Source organism: Polycladospora coralii, assembly GCF_014773435.2.
GTDB lineage: Bacteria > Bacillota > Bacilli > Thermoactinomycetales > Thermoactinomycetaceae > Polycladospora > Polycladospora coralii.
Genome location: NZ_JACXAG020000003.1, coordinates 149,906 through 167,191, shown reverse-complemented (window position 1 = coordinate 167,191; position 17,286 = coordinate 149,906). Strand labels below are relative to the sequence as shown.

The 17,286-nt window shown below is 36.6% G+C and carries 17 protein-coding genes; 3 read left to right on the top strand and 14 right to left on the bottom strand.

Annotated elements, in window-relative coordinates:
- Positions 1-62: 62 nt before the first annotated feature.
- The 7 genes from IC619_RS08930 to IC619_RS08900 all read right to left on the bottom strand — a co-directional run bounded on the left by IC619_RS08930 (position 63) and on the right by IC619_RS08900 (position 5,450).
- The gene (locus IC619_RS08930; RefSeq protein ID WP_191139532.1) at positions 63-1,316 is read right to left on the bottom strand and encodes a UDP-N-acetylglucosamine 1-carboxyvinyltransferase; all 1,254 of its coding nucleotides are present in this window, start codon (positions 1,314-1,316) and stop codon (positions 63-65) included.
- A 115-nt stretch (positions 1,317-1,431) separates the two neighbouring features.
- Positions 1,432-2,079, bottom strand: coding sequence for a fructose-6-phosphate aldolase (gene fsa, locus IC619_RS08925; RefSeq protein ID WP_191139531.1), 648 nt, complete (start codon positions 2,077-2,079; stop codon positions 1,432-1,434).
- Positions 2,080-2,104: 25 nt separating this feature from the next.
- The gene (gene fba, locus IC619_RS08920) at positions 2,105-2,959 is read right to left on the bottom strand and encodes a class II fructose-1,6-bisphosphate aldolase (protein ID WP_191139530.1); all 855 of its coding nucleotides are present in this window, start codon (positions 2,957-2,959) and stop codon (positions 2,105-2,107) included.
- Positions 2,960-3,055: 96 nt separating this feature from the next.
- Complete coding sequence (kce, locus tag IC619_RS08915) at positions 3,056-3,880, bottom strand: 3-keto-5-aminohexanoate cleavage enzyme (protein WP_191139529.1); 825 nt, start codon at positions 3,878-3,880, stop codon at positions 3,056-3,058.
- A gap of 9 nt (positions 3,881-3,889) precedes the next feature.
- Entirely contained in the window at positions 3,890-4,267 is a 378-nt protein-coding gene (gene kal / locus IC619_RS08910) for a 3-aminobutyryl-CoA ammonia lyase (protein ID WP_347239775.1), read from the bottom strand.
- A gap of 63 nt (positions 4,268-4,330) precedes the next feature.
- Positions 4,331-4,696, bottom strand: coding sequence for a response regulator (locus IC619_RS08905; protein ID WP_191139528.1), 366 nt, complete (start codon positions 4,694-4,696; stop codon positions 4,331-4,333).
- A gap of 232 nt (positions 4,697-4,928) precedes the next feature.
- Entirely contained in the window at positions 4,929-5,450 is a 522-nt protein-coding gene (locus IC619_RS08900; protein ID WP_191139527.1) for a GNAT family N-acetyltransferase, read from the bottom strand.
- Positions 5,451-6,151: 701 nt separating this feature from the next.
- Here IC619_RS08900 and IC619_RS08895 point away from each other — a divergent pair.
- From IC619_RS08895 to IC619_RS08885, 3 genes are all read left to right on the top strand, one after another.
- The gene (locus tag IC619_RS08895; protein WP_191139526.1) at positions 6,152-6,781 is read left to right on the top strand and encodes a hypothetical protein; all 630 of its coding nucleotides are present in this window, start codon (positions 6,152-6,154) and stop codon (positions 6,779-6,781) included.
- A 19-nt stretch (positions 6,782-6,800) separates the two neighbouring features.
- Positions 6,801-7,373, top strand: a complete 573-nt coding sequence (locus IC619_RS08890; protein WP_191139525.1) for a class I SAM-dependent methyltransferase — start codon at positions 6,801-6,803, stop codon at positions 7,371-7,373.
- Between the two features lie 471 nt (positions 7,374-7,844).
- Positions 7,845-9,149, top strand: coding sequence for a helix-turn-helix domain-containing protein (locus IC619_RS08885; RefSeq protein ID WP_191139524.1), 1,305 nt, complete (start codon positions 7,845-7,847; stop codon positions 9,147-9,149).
- 91 nt (positions 9,150-9,240) lie between these two features.
- Here IC619_RS08885 and IC619_RS08880 read toward each other — a convergent pair whose 3' ends face one another.
- The 7 genes from IC619_RS08880 to IC619_RS08850 all read right to left on the bottom strand — a co-directional run bounded on the left by IC619_RS08880 (position 9,241) and on the right by IC619_RS08850 (position 17,284).
- A complete protein-coding gene (locus IC619_RS08880) occupies positions 9,241-10,152 on the bottom strand; it encodes an ABC transporter ATP-binding protein (protein WP_191139523.1) in 912 nt (303 codons plus the stop codon).
- Positions 10,153-10,163: 11 nt separating this feature from the next.
- Positions 10,164-11,105 (bottom strand): ABC transporter permease, encoded by a 942-nt coding sequence (locus IC619_RS08875; RefSeq protein WP_191139522.1) that lies wholly within the window; start codon positions 11,103-11,105, stop codon positions 10,164-10,166.
- Between the two features lie 39 nt (positions 11,106-11,144).
- A complete protein-coding gene (locus IC619_RS08870; protein ID WP_191139521.1) occupies positions 11,145-11,873 on the bottom strand; it encodes an ABC transporter permease in 729 nt (242 codons plus the stop codon).
- A 13-nt stretch (positions 11,874-11,886) separates the two neighbouring features.
- On the bottom strand, positions 11,887-12,633 hold the full coding sequence (locus IC619_RS08865) for an ABC transporter permease (RefSeq protein WP_191139520.1): 747 nt from the start codon (positions 12,631-12,633) through the stop codon (positions 11,887-11,889).
- Positions 12,630-13,553, bottom strand: coding sequence for an ABC transporter ATP-binding protein (locus IC619_RS08860; RefSeq protein WP_191139519.1), 924 nt, complete (start codon positions 13,551-13,553; stop codon positions 12,630-12,632). Before IC619_RS08860 ends, IC619_RS08865 begins: the two co-directional genes overlap by 4 nt.
- A 64-nt stretch (positions 13,554-13,617) precedes the next feature.
- Positions 13,618-15,084 carry a S8 family serine peptidase gene (locus IC619_RS08855; protein WP_191139518.1) on the bottom strand — a complete coding sequence of 489 codons (1,467 nt, stop codon included), beginning with the start codon at positions 15,082-15,084 and terminating at the stop codon, positions 13,618-13,620.
- A gap of 22 nt (positions 15,085-15,106) precedes the next feature.
- Positions 15,107-17,284, bottom strand: a complete 2,178-nt coding sequence (locus IC619_RS08850; RefSeq protein ID WP_191139517.1) for a peptidase domain-containing ABC transporter — start codon at positions 17,282-17,284, stop codon at positions 15,107-15,109.
- Positions 17,285-17,286: the final 2 nt, after the last annotated feature.

The following is a 17,286-nucleotide window of genomic DNA, read 5'->3' as shown; positions in this document are numbered from 1 at the left end:
AGAAATAGAGTAACATATTTGACGAAGGAGTACCAAACAGAAGCAAATCGCCAGTAATATAACTAAGGAGAGCTTACATACTTCATTCTAGCACCTAAACCCACTAATTTTTCTAGCCAATTTTCATAACCACTATTAAAAATATCAATACGGTTCATATACATCGGATCACGAGAAACAAGGGCAGCAATTAAGAGTGCCTTACAAGTAGATAAATGGTCTACTGTGATCCTCTCCCCCTGAAGTAATGTGGGGCCATCAACAACAATTGTTCTTGCTTCTAATTTTATATCTGCTCCTAGATGTCTCAGTTCTTTTACATGCTGAAAGCTTCCATTTTGATGGTGTTCAGTGATGAGGCTCGTTCCATTCGTTTGTGTAAATAGTGAGGTAATCGGGTGTTGAAGATCTGTAGGGAAACCAGGATAAGGATGTGTACGTACATGAATAGGGGAATATTGTTTTATACCTTGTAATCGAATCCATTCATCACCCACTTCGATGATGACACCCATTTCAATTAACTTGGCGGTCACAGCTTCTAGATGCTCTGGAATTATCTGTTCAATCACAACTTCACCTTTCGTTGCCGCCACTGCAATCATATAAAATCCAGCTTCAATCCGATCCGGGATCAAGGTATGGTGACTACCTTTCAGTTTTTCTTTACCCCAAACTCGAATCACGTCAGTACCTGCACCTTTTATATTAGCCCCCATATTTGTAAGTAGGGTAACAACATCTACAACTTCCGGATCTTTGGCTGCGTTTTCAATGATCGTTTGTCCGCTAGCCATTACCGCAGTGTAAAGCAGACTAATCGTAGCACTCCGATCAGCATCATCCAAGTAGATTCGAGCACCAGTTAATTGATCAGCTGTCAGCCGCAAGTACGCATCCTGCTCTATCACGCTTGCGCCTAATGCTTTAAAGCCTTTTAAATGATGGTCAAGAGCAGATCTTATCCGCGTAGATGTCGGGTATTCAATCGCTACTTCGCCAAATTTAGCGAGTAGCGCTGCCAGCAAATACAGCCATGAACTTAAATGACTTACTTCCTGCATGGAAAGCATTCGATTCTTAAATTCGTTTGAATAAATCGTTAAGGAGTTATCTTGATGGATGCAGGATGCACCTAGATATTGAAGAATTTTTTGGTATTGCGCTACTTCTTCAATACGAGGAATGTTTTTGAGAACGGTTGGAGAATTAGTCAAAATTGAAGCTGGTATTGCGGCAAGTGCACTGTCTTTTGAACCACTAATTTTTACATGCCCACGTAAGGGTACGCCACCTTCTATTAAAATTTTCTCCATATTTCCCCTCACTCGTCCCATCGATTTTGTTGAAATAAACTGATGAAAAGTTTATTTCAGCTTTTCATCAGTTTATTCGAAATTGCGCTTAGTTAATAGGAAAGGGTATCTCAATTTATACTTGCTTTATTTTTTTCCAATCCGCTTCAAACTTTTCTATTCCTTGGTCTGTCAGTGGATGTTTGACCATTTGCTCCATCACTTTATAAGGAAGCGTAGCAATATGAGCGCCGCTTAAAGCAGCCTGAGTGATATGCATTGGATGACGGATACTCGCTGCAATAATTTCGGTAGGAATTTGATGCATACGGAAGAGATCAGCAATTTCTTTAATTAATTGTGTCCCATCGAAGCTAATATCATCAAGACGCCCTATGAAAGGACTCACATAAGTAGCCCCAGCACGTGCTGCCATTAAAGCTTGATTGGTGGAAAAAACGAGTGTCACATTCGTGGAAATGCCTTTTTGGGAGAAATGGTGAACCGCTTTTAATCCTTCCAATGTCATCGGAACTTTAATGGTAACATTTTTACCAAAAGCAGCGTATCGTTCCCCTTCCTTGATCATCCCTTCGGCATCGCGACTGATTACTTCTGCACTAACCGATCCATCTACAAAAGTTAAAATTTCCTGTAATACTTCATCAAACACTTCACCAGATTTAGCTACTAAACTTGGGTTTGTTGTCACACCAGATAGTAAACCTAACTGATGAACCTGTCTAATTTCATCTACTATTGCCGTATCTAAAAAGAATTTCATTTCTATTTCCTCCAGCTTTTACGTGTTACGCTTTACCTGAACTTCCAAATAATCGCATCTTCATTTTCACAACTTCTTTTATCGCTTCACGAGCAGGGCCCAAGTATTTACGAGGGTCAATCATTTCTGAATTTTGCTCAAGTAGTTGGCGGACAACTTTCGTGCTCTCTACTTGATTTTCTGTATTTACATTAATCTTTCCCACACCGAGTGAGATCGATTTTTGGATCGCTTCGTCCGGAACACCAGATCCCCCGTGTAATACAATCGGTACTTCAACCTGCTTGCTTACTTCATCAATAATGTCATAACGAATTTTGGGTTCACCTTTGTACATCCCATGTGCAGTTCCAACGGCAATTGCTAACGCATCTACTCGTGTTTCTTTCCAGAAGTGAATCGCTTCTTGGGCATTTGCCATTTGAGCGTCTTCGTCAGCTACTACCAAATCATCCTCGACTCCACCAATCGTTCCCAGCTCACCCTCTACTGAAATTCCTACAGCATGAGCCGCTTCTACGACTTTTTTTGTTAGACGAATATTTTCTTCTAGTGGGTAATGTGAGCCATCAAACATCACTGAAGAGAAACCAGCGTGAATACATTTCATTACTACATCAAAACTACTACCATGATCTAAATGAAGGGCCACTGGTAACCCTGACTCATCAGCAGCAATTCGTGCTAACGCAACAACATTGTTTAAACCTATGTAACGAATGGCACCTTCACTGGCACCAAAGATAAGGGGAGATTTCTCTTCCTTACCGGCTTCAATAATTCCTTGTACATACTCCAAATTGTTCATATTGAACTGCCCAACTGCAAATTTTTCTTGTTTTGCTTGAGGCAAGAAATGATTCATCGAAACAAGTGGCATAAGTGGAAGCCTCCTTTATATATGATACAGTATCATTTTGTCATTATAACACTCCCATTTTAGATTGGGTAGTTTGTTCACTAGGATGCACGATATCTAGTAGTACTTAGAACGCGTTAATGACAACATAATTCGCGCCTCATCTGGCTCTGCTAGCAATCGATCCATTTCCCTTGCAATTCTGGCCACACGTTCGATTAGTTGTGTGTTAGAAGCAAGCTCACCTTTGCGGTAGTACAGATTATCTTCTAATCCTACCCTTACATGTCCTCCTAAGGCGATGCCGAGTACAGACATGGTCAGCTGTGCTTTTCCTATTCCTGCTACACTCCACGTAGCGCCAGCAGGTAGCTGGTTAATCAAAAATAGCAAATGATCTGCAGTAGCTGGAATCGCACCAGGTACGCCCATTACAAAATCAAAGTGCAAATGACCTGGAAACAAACCTTTTTTCACGAGTGCTAGTGCGTTAGCTATCATACCCACATCAAAGATTTCAAATTCAGGGTTAACCCCATATTTTTCAAACTGCTCAGCAAATGTTTCCAGTTGTGGAAGACTATTGAGAAAAACATCGTTACCAAAGTTCACTGTACCCGTTGTAAAAGAAGCCATCTCCGGCCTTAGACTAAGCGGCTGAATACGCTCTGCGCCAGACATCCCTACTGCCCCACCTGTAGAAACTTGAATAATGATATCTGTTCTTTTTTGAATTTCTTCAATCGCTTGCCGATATAATTCTTTATCTTGCGAAGGTTTACCCTCTCGATCTCTTACATGAATATGCGCAATGGATGCCCCTGCCTCCCGAGCTTCTTGGGCGGCAATCCCAATCTCTTCTGGGGAAATCGGCAAGTACGGATTGTCTGCCTTACTTACTTCTGCCCCTACCAAGGCTGCTGTAATGATTAACTTTTGCATTATTTTCTCCTACCTGTTCTTTGGAACAACACAAGTTCCAATCGCTTTAGCCACCAAAATAGGCTCAGGGATCATACGCGCCTTATATGGCTTATCCGGATCAATATTTGCTTCAATGATTTTATGCGCTTCAAACGCCATTTTGCGCGAGGTATTTCCAATGTGAACCAATTCACCTTTTACTTCTACATAATCTCCGGCATACACCGGGGCTGTAAATTCTACCTGCTCGTAGCTTACAAATAAACCCTCATCTTCATCATGTTTAATTAAAAGCTCAGTAGCTGCATCACCAAACAAACCTAATATTCTCGCTCCATCTACTAAGTTACCCCCATAATGTGCATCATGTAAACTGAGGCGTAATCGAATGATAGACGCAATCACTAAATTCACCACCCATGGTCGTCATATTTGCAAAATCCCATTCACTTTTTCATGATATCCTTATTAAGAAACGAGTTGTTTCATGACTTCAAGTCTTAATTCCTCAATATCAAATGGTTTTGTAAAATGCATGAGTGCCCCTAATCGAATCGCTTCAGAAACCATATCCAGCTCTCCATAAGCTGTCATCATAATCACTTTCCCATCAAACGCAGTGTGACGTAATCGTCTTAATAACTCTAATCCATCCATACCGGGCATTTTCATATCTAATAACATCAGATCAGGTTTGCTTACATCAATAATGTCGAGGGCTTGTCTTCCATCCGCAGCTTGAAAAATGTCAACATCTTCCTTCGAAAACACTTCTTTTAGTAATAATCTAATCCCATATTGATCATCAACAACTAATACTTTTTTAGATGACACGATGTCGCCTCCTATCTAGTCAGCTTATATAGAAGTTTCCGTATTTACCCTAGCTCTGTTGTTTATTTGCTATAATTCTAGTCTCATAAGTGTTTTCCTGCTTGACAAGGAAGTAAAAAGCATGATCATCTAAATTCAGATTACCCAGTTATTTAAAATAATATTTAAATTTTTCTGTTTTTTATCCCAATTAAGCCCCCTTCGATTCTACCGAGAAAGAGCTTAATTGAAATTATAGGTGTTTTTCAAATGCCATAAATGGATTTTCTAAACCCGGAAAGAAGAATTGCCCTCTTGCTTCATACCCGTCTTTTTGGTATAAATTCATCGCAATCTCATTCGCCATCATCGTATCTAGACGAATAGAAGCGTAACCCGTTTGCTTCGCATAACGATCAATATGCTTAAGTAATGTCTTAGAAATACCTTGCCCTTGGAATTTGGTATTTACACAAAAGCGATGCACCACTAAAAATTTACCACTTTCATCTTTCCACTCAATCTCATTATACTCCAAGTCGTATAATTCATTTAATGCTACTGCTCCAGCGATATCCCCATCTATTGTAAGCAAAAACATTTCACCACATTTAATATCCTGCATTAATTCTTCTCGATCTGGATAATCTTCATTCCATTGGTAAATGCCCCGCTCATTCATTAAGCGTACATTTTGTTTGTATATTTGAATGAGCTCATCTATTTGTGTTTCCTTAGCTTGCACAAACTCCATTCTATTTGTTGTAGCTTGCATCAAATTCTCCTTCCACATGTTTAATCAAACGCCGCATCTTCATATCCTGATCTATTTTTACGATTCCCATATCTGCTTCAGAAGAAACAAATAATTTATGGTAACTTGACAGATGCCTTGTTGATTATACACAAATTATGCTGCAATAAAAGATTTTCAAGTCTAAAGTTAACAAGATTGACAGTTTTCCTGATGCTATTTGTTAAATTTAGCTATGAAATCGCGTATTGGTTTACCTGATTTTTTATAAAAATTAACTCCTTTTATTAAACATTATGTATCCCTTAAGCTATAACTAACAAAACAAAATAACACCATACAACATAAAAGGGGTTTTACAAATGAAAAAAATCTTACTCGCAGCTATCTTACTAACCAGTTTACTTCAATTAGACGTATCAACTGTACATGCCCATGATTCTCTACCACCGCTTGGAGAAAAACCTACTGCAAAATGATTCAAAAATGAATCAATCCAAATGAGAAAGTGATTTTTCGGGTATCATGCTTTGAACCGTCACTTAGCACAAACAAAACCTACTGTATAAAATGTATGAAAGATTGGTCCGTTAGATCATTTCAGGCAAATTGTAAATTTTATTTGGATTGCTTTCATTTCAAGAATTAATCAAAATACGATTTTAAATGATAAAAATGATGCAAACCAACACGCCTAATTATATTTATTGGATGTGAACACTTTGGATGATTTAAAAAGACTAAAAGAACTAGCTCATCTAAATAAACAAGTCATATTTGATGCATCAGAGCTAAGTTATCATGATAAGAAAAGTGTTTCTATAAACATTCGCAAACGAACACCGATTAGAAACACGTTTTCCAACAAGTACATTCTGGATAAAAATACGCTAGCACAAATTATTTACGAAATCTTTTATAATGAAAAGAAAATCCCTCATCACGTAAAACCAATTATTATTGTAATTGATCCTTCAGAAATCAATGGATTTCATATCTCTGGTTTCTATTCCTTTGTTATACAGGAAGACAAATTCCAACATATACTTGATATTGATAAATTAACACGTAATAAAATAAACATACATCAAGAAAATCTTCATATTAACGCTAAAGTAGGGATTGGGTACGCGATTCAAAAACCCTCATCTGCAAAAGGCACGCTATTACTGGAACAGATAGCATCTTTTGAAAAGGAATTGCAACACCTAATTAAGTTGCATGGCAATTTAAACAACAGTATAAGTATTCCTATTACCGATCAAGATAACAGTAGGTCTGCTCATTTATTTCTCTATCCAATAATTGCAATAAGTTGGATCTATCATCAGATATCACTAAATAACGATTAATGAAAGGTGCCCATACCCCTTGTTAAACAAATTTCATTCTCAATTACATAATCATATGCGTTTTTTTTCAGCTTTTCTAAAATATCCACGAATTATTGGAAGTGTTGCACCAAGTTCATCATTTCTTACTAATGAGATGTTTAAATTCGTTAACTGGCATAAAACGAATACAATCGTAGAGCTTGGTGCAGGAACGGGCGTTTTTACTGAAAGAATAAATACTTGTAAGTCATCTCAATGTACTGCCATGATATTTGAGTTTGACAACCATTTAAGGGGAAATTTACAAGATAGATTTAAAGAGCTATTTTTTTATTCTAATGCCAAATTACTAATGACTACACTTAAACAAAATAATATTTCAAGTGTTGACGTTATCATATCGGGATTGCCTTTTACTAACTTCTCAAACCAAGAAACGTCAGAAATCTTATATAATGTTCATCAAACCTTACGCTCTGGCGGATTGTTTGTCGCTTTTCAATATTATCCGACAATCTATACGCAGTTAAACCAGGTTTTTAATCAAGTTACAATGTCCCATATCAAATTAAATTTTCCACCTGCATTTGTGTATACATGCTACAAATAACCCATTACACAAATGCTTTTCTCATTCCTAATCCGCGTTGATACAGCCTCCCTTACTCACTATCATTCTGAAATTACTTTTCAAGATGTCCCCTACCAACTTCACGCGATATCTCTCAGCCCTTAATGACAAACATTATTTTTTCACAATGGTGTTTATTTACCAAAAAAAGTAAGTCTTTTTAACAAAACAGCTTTCTCACCTTCACTAAGCGTAACAAAAACCTAGAAGAAAAAGCGAACAATCCGTTTGACCGATAGCAAGTATTGAAAGCTCCGGGAGATTTTGTTCAAGCAGTTTGGTGAAAATCCACGGAACACAAAACATGCGCCTCAACAATAGAAGAATCCTATAATTTGACATACCTAAAGCGATTACCTTGTAGTTACGCTATTTAAATTTTAAATCACTAGATTTTATAACATAAATAAATTATACTAATAAAGAATTTTGTTTATTATCGAGGTGAAAATGTCAAACATGAATATTGGTGAGAAGATACGACAATTACGACTTCACAAGCGACTTACACAAGCTGAACTAGTAAAGGAGATATCCTCTCTTACCTATTTAAGTCGGATCGAAAATGGAAACATTAATCCTTCCAAGGCTTTTGTAGACGCAATCGCTCCTCGTTTAGATGTTACTCCAAATGATTTATGGGGAGAAGATCCAGATATATACGAAAGAATAAATACGATTACATCAGACTACAAAGAGCATCGTGTATTAACAGATGAAGATGCCTCGTTATTGCATTTAAATGCAACAGTTACCCATCCACCTGAATATTACTTAAAAATATATAGTACATTAATTCGCTTTTATTGTGAAAATAGTGAACAAAACTATAATAAAGCTTATGATATTTATTTATTATCTAAAAATTTCGTCTCAGATACTACGACAGCTTCACCTTCCTATCTAATGGATTATTATATCGCTTGTGGCAACCTATTCTACTATAAACAAGACTATGTAAAAACAAATGCCTACTACGAATTAGCAGAGCAATTTATCGATATACGTGATGAAAGTTTAGCCCTAGCATCTTTGTATTATAATATTGGGATTGTAAAGCGTCGAATTTCAAAAGATAATGCAACATGTCTATTTTATTTAAAAACAGCATATAATATTTTTAAAAAATATGGTGATTCGACAAAAATAATTGGTGTTTTGATAGGTATGGGCAATAATTTAATAGAAACGAATAAACTTGATCAAGCTTTTAATTATTATAAAGAAGCTGAATGTATTCTTAAAACACCGGTATCTTTTGCACAATCCGTAATTGAATATAATTTTGGTGAAATTAGTAGGTTAAAGGAAGAGTACGATAAATCCATTTCTCATTTTCAAAGAAGTATTGATATCTGTAATCACATTCAAAATGTAGGAACAAAGTTAGGGTGCTATCACCGATTAATCGAGATTTATAGTAAACTTAAGGATTGGACTCAATCCGACTACTACTTGCAAAAATCTTTTGATGAAGTAGATCCAGAAAATCACAAATTTTTATATCTTGAACTTGTTACCATTCAAGCTCAAATCTATCTTTTACGGGGAGATGAGCAAAAATATGAGAAAGAGATGAAAAAAGTAATCGAATTGGCAAAACGGATGGATCAATATATGTTCATTCATAAGCTAGCAAATGAATTAGCCAATTATTATTACAAACAACGTGCCTATAAAAAGTCAGCTGACTCTTTTATGCTCGCATCTCAATATGAAGGTAAAAACCCATTGAAAAGCTTAGATATTAACTAATAGCTTGTTCAATCATACATACTAACAATTCCAATCCACAAAGAATGCCTAAGAGATAGATCATTTTTAATCTCTTAGGCATTCTCTAATCCTATCCTATCTTTTTCTGATTTGTAACTTCTAAAAAGTGCTGCTCTAGTGATAGCTCCTGTTTTCGAATTCCATAAAGTTGAATCTCTTCTTGAATAAACACTTTACTAATTTCTGCTATTTGCTCTTTTGAAGCTGATACAATAAGTTCATGTTTCTCAATCACACAATCCAAGTCAGCAAATTGATTCTCTAATACTTTTTGCGCTTTTTCCAAAGGACTCACTTCAAAGTGAACCTTATCCGCCACTAGTTCAGTTATTAACTCTATTTTTATGAGCTCTCCTTTTTGAATAATAGCGATTCGATCACACATCATTTCCATCTCACTTAGGAGATGACTCGAAACCAGTACAGCTACATTTTCTTCATGCGCTAGTTTTCGTAAATAATCACGTAACTCTTGAATTCCTGCTGGATCAAGTCCATTTGTAGGTTCATCCAAAATTAAGACTGAAGGGTTATGCAATAGCGCTTGGGCAAGTCCCAGTCGCTGTTTCATACCGAGTGAATATGTTTTCACCTTTTTGTGAATCGCATTTTCCAAGCCAATCAGCTTTACGATATGGTGTAATCGTTCCTGATCAACCCCCGTAACCATACGAGCATATTGCATCAAGTTTTGCCATCCAGTCAGATATTTATATAAATCAGGATTTTCAACGATTCCTCCAATATTTGCAATGGCTTTTTGGAAGTTCTTTTTAATGCTATGTCCGCCAATAAGAATATCGCCCTCTGTAATCGAGATTAGACCTACCATCATTCGAATCGTTGTTGTTTTACCTGCACCATTAGGTCCCAAAAAGCCTAACACTTCACCTGGATAAACATCAAAATTGAGTCCTTTAATAACCTCATGTCCGCCAATGCTCTTTTTCAAATTTTTAATTTGCACGATGGGCTCAACCATAATTTTTCCTCCTAAGATGCAATATCGCGTTTGCTAAAAGTGATAAAAGCCGAAAGTAAAAAAGTAGTCAAGTATATACTTACAACTACAAGCGAGAAGGAGAATGTCATCCCTTCAACTAATGGTTTCATATTTGAAAAGTATATTGTTAAATCTGTATTGGCAAATAACAGATATTTCGTCCAATCATGACCTCTACTAGCTAATTGTGAAACTAGGATCCCTCCAACAAAATAACTAAATATCCCAAGTCCAATCGCTAGTGAACTACTACGAAAGATTGTGGAAATCATAAAGGCAAGTGTCATCATCGCCAACGGACTGACCAAAACAAGTACAATTTGTTGTATCCACTGCAATAAAAAAGTTTGTGTTACCATTTGATTTTGTTCCCAATAAATCGACGGTTCCACCAATCCTTCAAAGCCATATTTAAAACCACCCAAGATAAGTAAAGTAAAAGCGACGATCATAACCATAATACCTACAAACATAAGTAGAGACATATACTTAGCTAAAAGAATTTTAATTCTACTATGCGGCCTAATAAGCAAAAATTTGATGGTTCCATCGTTAAATTCACCAGCAACAGATGTCCCCGCATGAATGATAGCAAATAGCGTAATTAGATATACTAACATCACAAGCGCACTTAACAAGTACTCGTGCATGAGGAGAGGTTGAATATCATTGGATAGCCGATATTGATTCATTTGCACCGTTTCTTCGATTTGACTTTTTTCTTGTGGAGACAACTTGTTACCTGCTAATGCTTTTTGCGCAGATAAATTTTCCTGCTGCAATGCCTTTTGCCAATTAGGATCATCATTAGATTCCGACGCAAAAGTATGTATCCCCACAAATAAGATCAACACCCCTATCATCACAAGTGTTCCCAAGCGTTTAAAAATTTTTATGTTTTCGTTATGGATCAATTTAATAAATGAGACCATTTTCCTCGACCCTTTCATTATTCAATTTGTATTCGCCTACTAAGTCCCTTTTCGAATAAAGAATTTGGCTCCCCCATAACCAAATAACACGGTATATACGATTGCTATTAAGATAAAGTAGGGCACATTTGCGTTCCCATTCATCGCTAGAACAGGCATTGCCCAAGGGTATACAAAGCCATACGAAGACTCAGCCAAAATAAATACCGGGATAGAAAGAATGACACCAATCACGATAGGCGTGATAGCATTTTTAAAATAGTAAGAGATCCAAAATTGAATAATATTTAATACACTTAGACCGATCCATCCTAAGAAGACTTGAAAAAGTATATCTTGCCACAAAATAGGATCATCAAGTCCCATAAATTTGCCAATCGTGATTAACCCGATTAAAAAAATCACTTGCGTCATTAATGCCAGTAGTACTAACCAGATGATCTTAGCAGAATACACCTGACTCCAAGTGTAAGGAAGGGTTAGCATGATTTTCCATGAATTTTGTTGGTCTTCTATTCGATTGATATGACTTGTAAGCATAGCTGAAATAAAAGGATAGAATAGTGATCCTCCTAAGACTACAAACATCATCATGGCCACTAGCCACTGATTTTCGTCTGTAAATTGATATTGATCGACCATAACTTTTTTCAACATAAAAATATTATAAGCAAGCGGCAAAAGGATTAATAATGGAACCATCCAAATTTTTGTTGCTCTCAATTTTAACCATTCTGCTACGAACAAGTTATTGAGTCCCCTCTGCATCATACAACCCTCCCTAGTTAAAATCTTTACGGTTTAGCGCAACGATTCCCAAAACGATTACCAGCATTAACGAAAGTATCCCCCAGCCAGTTGGAGCAAAATAGGAAAGCTTACTGTTGTGTAACATTTCAATTGTAGGTTGTGGAGGTAAGTAGCCCTGCCAATATCCCCATGGAATCACTTTTCCCCACTCTACAAAGATGGCACTCAAATAAATACCCGATATCCCAATTAACAACGCTATGGATTGGTTTGAGAAGAGCATGGATAAAATAACTTGTAGGGCAATCACGGGTATCGCCAACAAGAAAGGATACCAAATGTAGTGAAAGATGAATGTTGCAGATATATCAGCATGTACATCATAATAAGTGCCAATTAAATAAATTGTAGTGAAACTAAGTAACCCCAGAACTTGCGCCAGTATGACAACCCAGATTATTCGAGTCACATAATATTTCCATCTATTAATTGGCGTTGTAAAAATTAATTTCCACATATTTGAATGATGATCCATATTAATAAACATAGAAGCAATAAATGTAATGGAAAATAATACAAATAATTTTAATAGATAGCTATAATAAGAATCAAAAGCAATTCCCCAAGACTGGGTTAAATCATAGCCATTATTAAGTGAATAATCGATATGCAGATAAAAAAATAGCCCCAAACCCACTACCAATGAAAAGAGAAAATAGTATATGCCATAACTACGTCTTAACTTCATAAAATCTGACCACATTAAGTTGGCTATCATGATGCATCACTTCCTACCATATCTAAGAATATTTGCTCTAATGATCCGCCTCTTTCCTCAATTCGGTGAATGGTAATCTCTTTTTCTACCAATGCTTTCGTAATAAGACCAACTGCATGGCTTTCTGGATTCAGAATAAATATTTCGTTTTCGTCTGCAAAATATTCAAACGGTGTATCCGCTAAAACATTTTTCGCTCGTTCAGTTTGGTCCACACTTAATACAATTTGCGGTTTCGCTTGCTTTTGTAATTCTTTTAGAGAATCTTGATAGATTAGGTTTCCTTCCCGAATAATACCAACATCTGTCGCCACCTGCTCAATCTCACTTAATAGATGGCTCGATAACATAACTGTAATCCCGAATTGCTTGGGCATCTCTTTCACCAATTCACGAATTTCATGTATGCCGGACGGATCTAACCCGTTAGTAGGTTCATCTAAAATGAGAAACTGGGGTTGATGTAAAAGCGCAAGTGCAATTCCTAGCCGTTGTTTCATTCCTAATGAATAGTTCTTTGCTTTTTTATTTTTTGCTTGTGTAAGCTTTACAATCTCTAATACTTCATCCACACGCTTTTTGTCTGCTATACCCCAAATTCGACGAAAAACCTCTAAATTCTCACCACCTGTTAAGTGAGGATAATAGCTAGGCGACTCAATTAAGGAGCCGATTTTACTCAGTATTTCACTTCGATGTTTATGAAAATCTTTTTCAAAAATATATACTTCACCTTGATCAGAACGTGTCAAACCGAGAATGAGCCGAATGGCAGTTGTCTTGCCCGCACCATTTGGTCCAAGAAAGCCATAAATACTGCCTTCCTTTACTTTTAAGTTCACTGCATTTACGACAGCTTCTTCTTTATATTTCTTGGTCAGATTTTTGGTTTCCAGTATCAATTTTTCCAAAATTACCATCTCTCTTTCTATTAATTTTAGCAATTACAGCATAATATTAATATTGTACTGTAATTGCTATTTGTTATGAAGCTTTTTGATATCTATTTTTTTTATATTCGTTTTTATTTTGATGCTTCTTCAACACCTGAGTCAGGTTAATAAGCCCATATCCAAAATAGTTATCTTTACCTTCAATTCCTATATCTGTAGTTGACTGTATTAATTGGTTTGTAACTTTATTAGGATTCATTTTTTTATGTTTCTTTTGCTGCGCGAGATATACACCGATTGATCCCGTTACATTAGGTGCAGCTAAGCTAGTCCCCGCTGTAAACATGTATCCTTCTGGAATACCCATTTGTTTGAATATTTGGGGTTGTGGAAAGTGAGTTGGATATGTGACCAAACACCATGCATTAAAAGTTTCCATATCCATTTCCCCACCCGGAGCAGCAAACGTAATGACACGTCCATAATTAGAAATGCTAGAAATTTGATCTTGATTGTTTGTAGCCGATACTGCAATTACATGATCTATACCTCCACCAGGCAAGTGAACCATTCGCTCTCCTTCACGCTCTTTACTGATCCCCACTTGTATGGGATCAGTCAAGTCAAGCGCTTCATTTCCAGCACTTGCTACTACAATCACGCCTTTTTTCTTGGCAAATTTTGCAGCACGTCGATATGCTTCGATTATCGCAACATCTTCTTCTTGATCCAGTGACTTATAACTTCCTAAACTGAGGTTTATGACATCCACGTTATCTTTCGCTGCAGCAATAATTGCTTGTATGACCCATGAAGATTCTCCATCACGTGCACCCATAACTTTATAAGGAATAATACCTAGATCAGGACCGATTCCTTTTAACTTTCCATTCGCAGCAATGACACCAGCTACCATTGTGCCATGCCCCATATCATCTTGTGCTGTTTCCGAACCTGGTACAAATGATTTACCCATGTCAATAATATTATTTTTTAAATCCGGATGTTGATAATCAATACCGCTATCAATTACCGCAATTTTCGTCTGATGATTTCCAGTTTCAATCTTATAACTTTCTCCAAAATTGGTTGTTTTCTCGATGTGCCATGCCCACTGCTCATGTAGGGACTCCTCCATATTTTCAGAAACAATACTTTGAAGCTGTTTTTTGGATTGGGACGCACGATCCACTTGTTCTATTGTATTGATATCCGGTAAAGGAAACGAGATTGGCACCTCTAAGTCTGGATCTAATCCACTTACTTCTATCTGCTCACCAAATCTCGCTTTAATTTGTGCGACAATCTCATGCAGATCATCTGCGTTTTTAGCTTCAATACGTGTTAAACCAATTTCAGGTGTGTGTGTAACGACTACATCCGCAACTTGCTTTATCCATATATCAAATTCATCGGGTATTTCTTCATTTTCCCATATAAAAACATGGTCATTTACATCCTTCTTACTCGTCTCCGCATGAACTTGAAAGGGGAGAATAAGAACAGTCATCATCATTATTAATAACATACTCGTCCATTTCTGAATTGCATTATTCATTTCTTCACCTCATTCACTTTGCTTAAATAACATGTTGAATTTTTTGTTTTTCAAGCATTTGTTTTGAAAAAAACTTTTCATAAAAGCCTTCTTTTTGAAGGAGTGATTCATGTGTCCCTTTCTCCACAATACGACCTTCATCCATTACAATAATTAAGTCCGCATTCATTACTGTAGACAAACGGTGTGCAATCACCACTCTAGTACAATTCATATTAGTTAAATACCGATCCATTTTCTCTTCATTCTGATAGTCTAATGAACTAGTCGCTTCATCTAAAACAAGAATAGATGGCTTATGCACAAGTGCTCTTGCTACAGCAATTCTTTGTCGCTGTCCGCCTGAAATATTCATGCCCATTTCTGAGATAATCGTGTTATATTTCATTGGCATTTTCATGATTTCATCATGTATTTGCGCAATTTGGGCCGCTTCAATCACCTGTTCTAGGGAAGCCTCAGGGTTATGAATTTTGATGTTTTCTAAAATACTACGATTAAATAAGGTAACATCTTGTGGAACAACACCAATTTGTCGTCTTAACGATGATTTTTCAAGTTGATTCAAGTCAAACCCATCATATAGAATCCTTCCTTGTGTGGGTTGATATAGCCCTAATATTAAGCGCGCTAAGGTGCTTTTACCCGAACCCGATTTCCCAATAATAGCCACTTTCTTACCAGGCTTAACCCGCATTGATATATTTCTGACTGAAGGGGTAGTATACTTTGTATACGAAAAATCGACACGCTGAAGCTCGATCTCTCCTTTTAACTTCTCTAATTTCACTGGATTTTCAGGTTGGTATTCGATCGGGGCATCCAAAACATCCTGAACTCTCCGCAAATAAGACGACGCTAAAAAAAATGAATTTCCAGTATGCACGATTGAACTACTTAACGAAAATAATTGATTGGCTAATGTATGTAGTGCGATTAAGGCCCCAAGTGAGATAGCCCCTTCAAACACAAGCTGTGCTCCCACCCATAGAACAAGCATGGGTGACATCAACCCAAGTGCACTTGTGACTGTATTTAATCGATTCATAACAGTTTCTTTACGGCGGTACGCTTTTAGAAGATCATTAAATTTGTCATCCCATCGTCCGTACAGGTTTTTTTCTACGCCTGCTGACTTTACACCGAAAATTCCATACAAAACTTCCACTTGTAAGCCCTGAACAGCTGTACTTTTCACAATTTCCTCTTGATTTGCTTCCGTAATTCTCGGTCTACTCCATATCATTAAAATAATATTTAGACTAGCCAGACACACAACGAACCCGGTAAGGATCATGGATTGACTAAACATGTAAGCAAGCACCACAAAAAGAAGACTAAAATCAAGTACACCTTTTATCAACTGATTAGACAAAATATCTCGAATCACGCGTAAACTATTTGCGCGAAAAATTAAGTCCCCAAATGAACGAAGCTGAAAAAATTGGTAAGGTAATTGCAATAAATGTCTAAAGAACCGTTTCATCATTTGCTCATCTAAACGATTATTTAATGTGATTAAACTTTTCCCTCTGAGATAAGTGAATGCGGTGTGAAACATGAGCGATAAAGCTAACCCCAGTAAAAAAGTATTAAGTAGTTCCATGCGTTGTGCTTGGATTACTTTATCAATCACAAATTGAATTAATGTAGGTATGCCAAGTGTAATTAACTGTAGAAAAAGCGTAATAAATAGGATACTCAGAAATAGACTAGGCTTCTCCCATAAGATCTTAAAAAAGGGAATCCAAATATTTGTTTCTTTTTGTTGTGTAAATTTTTCTGTGGGAACACACGTGAGAACATAACTGGAGAAAGCAACTTCAAATTGTTGCGGAGTAATCTTTCTCCTACCGAAAGCCGGATCAATAATTACAAAAGCATTCTTAGTGATCTTCTCTAAGACAACGTAATGTTTGTTTTCCCAATATAACACCGCAGGTAATCGAATCTGACCCAAATCACCTATATTTACTTTGTACACTTTAGCTGTAAAATCCAAATGTTCAGCTAACATGCGTAAATTAAGAAGAGATACGCCATCCCGACCCGCACTGACGAACTCGTGCATATCATTAAATGATACAGATTTCTTATAATATCCTGCAATCATTGCTAAGCAACATATGCCACACTCTGTTTGTTGCAATTGTTCAATTACGGGTACACGGCGACGGTGTCTTAATTTCTTCTCTTTCATTT

Excerpts from the sequence above, each read along its gene's own strand:
- IC619_RS08900 (WP_191139527.1), bottom strand. The coding sequence starts at position 5,450 with ATGCAAGCTACAACAAATAGAATGGAGTTTGTGCAAGCTAAGGAAACA.
- IC619_RS08875 (WP_191139522.1), bottom strand. The coding sequence starts at position 11,105 with ATGGTCTCATTTATTAAATTGATCCATAACGAAAACATAAAAATTTTT.
- IC619_RS08885 (WP_191139524.1), top strand. The coding sequence starts at position 7,845 with ATGTCAAACATGAATATTGGTGAGAAGATACGACAATTACGACTTCAC.
- fsa (WP_191139531.1), bottom strand. The coding sequence starts at position 2,079 with ATGAAATTCTTTTTAGATACGGCAATAGTAGATGAAATTAGACAGGTT.
- IC619_RS08930 (WP_191139532.1), bottom strand. The coding sequence starts at position 1,316 with ATGGAGAAAATTTTAATAGAAGGTGGCGTACCCTTACGTGGGCATGTA.
- IC619_RS08860 (WP_191139519.1), bottom strand. The coding sequence starts at position 13,553 with ATGGTAATTTTGGAAAAATTGATACTGGAAACCAAAAATCTGACCAAG.
- kce (WP_191139529.1), bottom strand. The coding sequence starts at position 3,880 with ATGCAAAAGTTAATCATTACAGCAGCCTTGGTAGGGGCAGAAGTAAGT.
- fba (WP_191139530.1), bottom strand. The coding sequence starts at position 2,959 with ATGCCACTTGTTTCGATGAATCATTTCTTGCCTCAAGCAAAACAAGAA.
- IC619_RS08870 (WP_191139521.1), bottom strand. The coding sequence starts at position 11,873 with ATGCAGAGGGGACTCAATAACTTGTTCGTAGCAGAATGGTTAAAATTG.
- IC619_RS08865 (WP_191139520.1), bottom strand. The coding sequence starts at position 12,633 with ATGATAGCCAACTTAATGTGGTCAGATTTTATGAAGTTAAGACGTAGT.
- IC619_RS08855 (WP_191139518.1), bottom strand. The coding sequence starts at position 15,084 with ATGAATAATGCAATTCAGAAATGGACGAGTATGTTATTAATAATGATG.
- IC619_RS08880 (WP_191139523.1), bottom strand. The coding sequence starts at position 10,152 with ATGGTTGAGCCCATCGTGCAAATTAAAAATTTGAAAAAGAGCATTGGC.
- IC619_RS08850 (WP_191139517.1), bottom strand. The coding sequence starts at position 17,284 with ATGAAAGAGAAGAAATTAAGACACCGTCGCCGTGTACCCGTAATTGAA.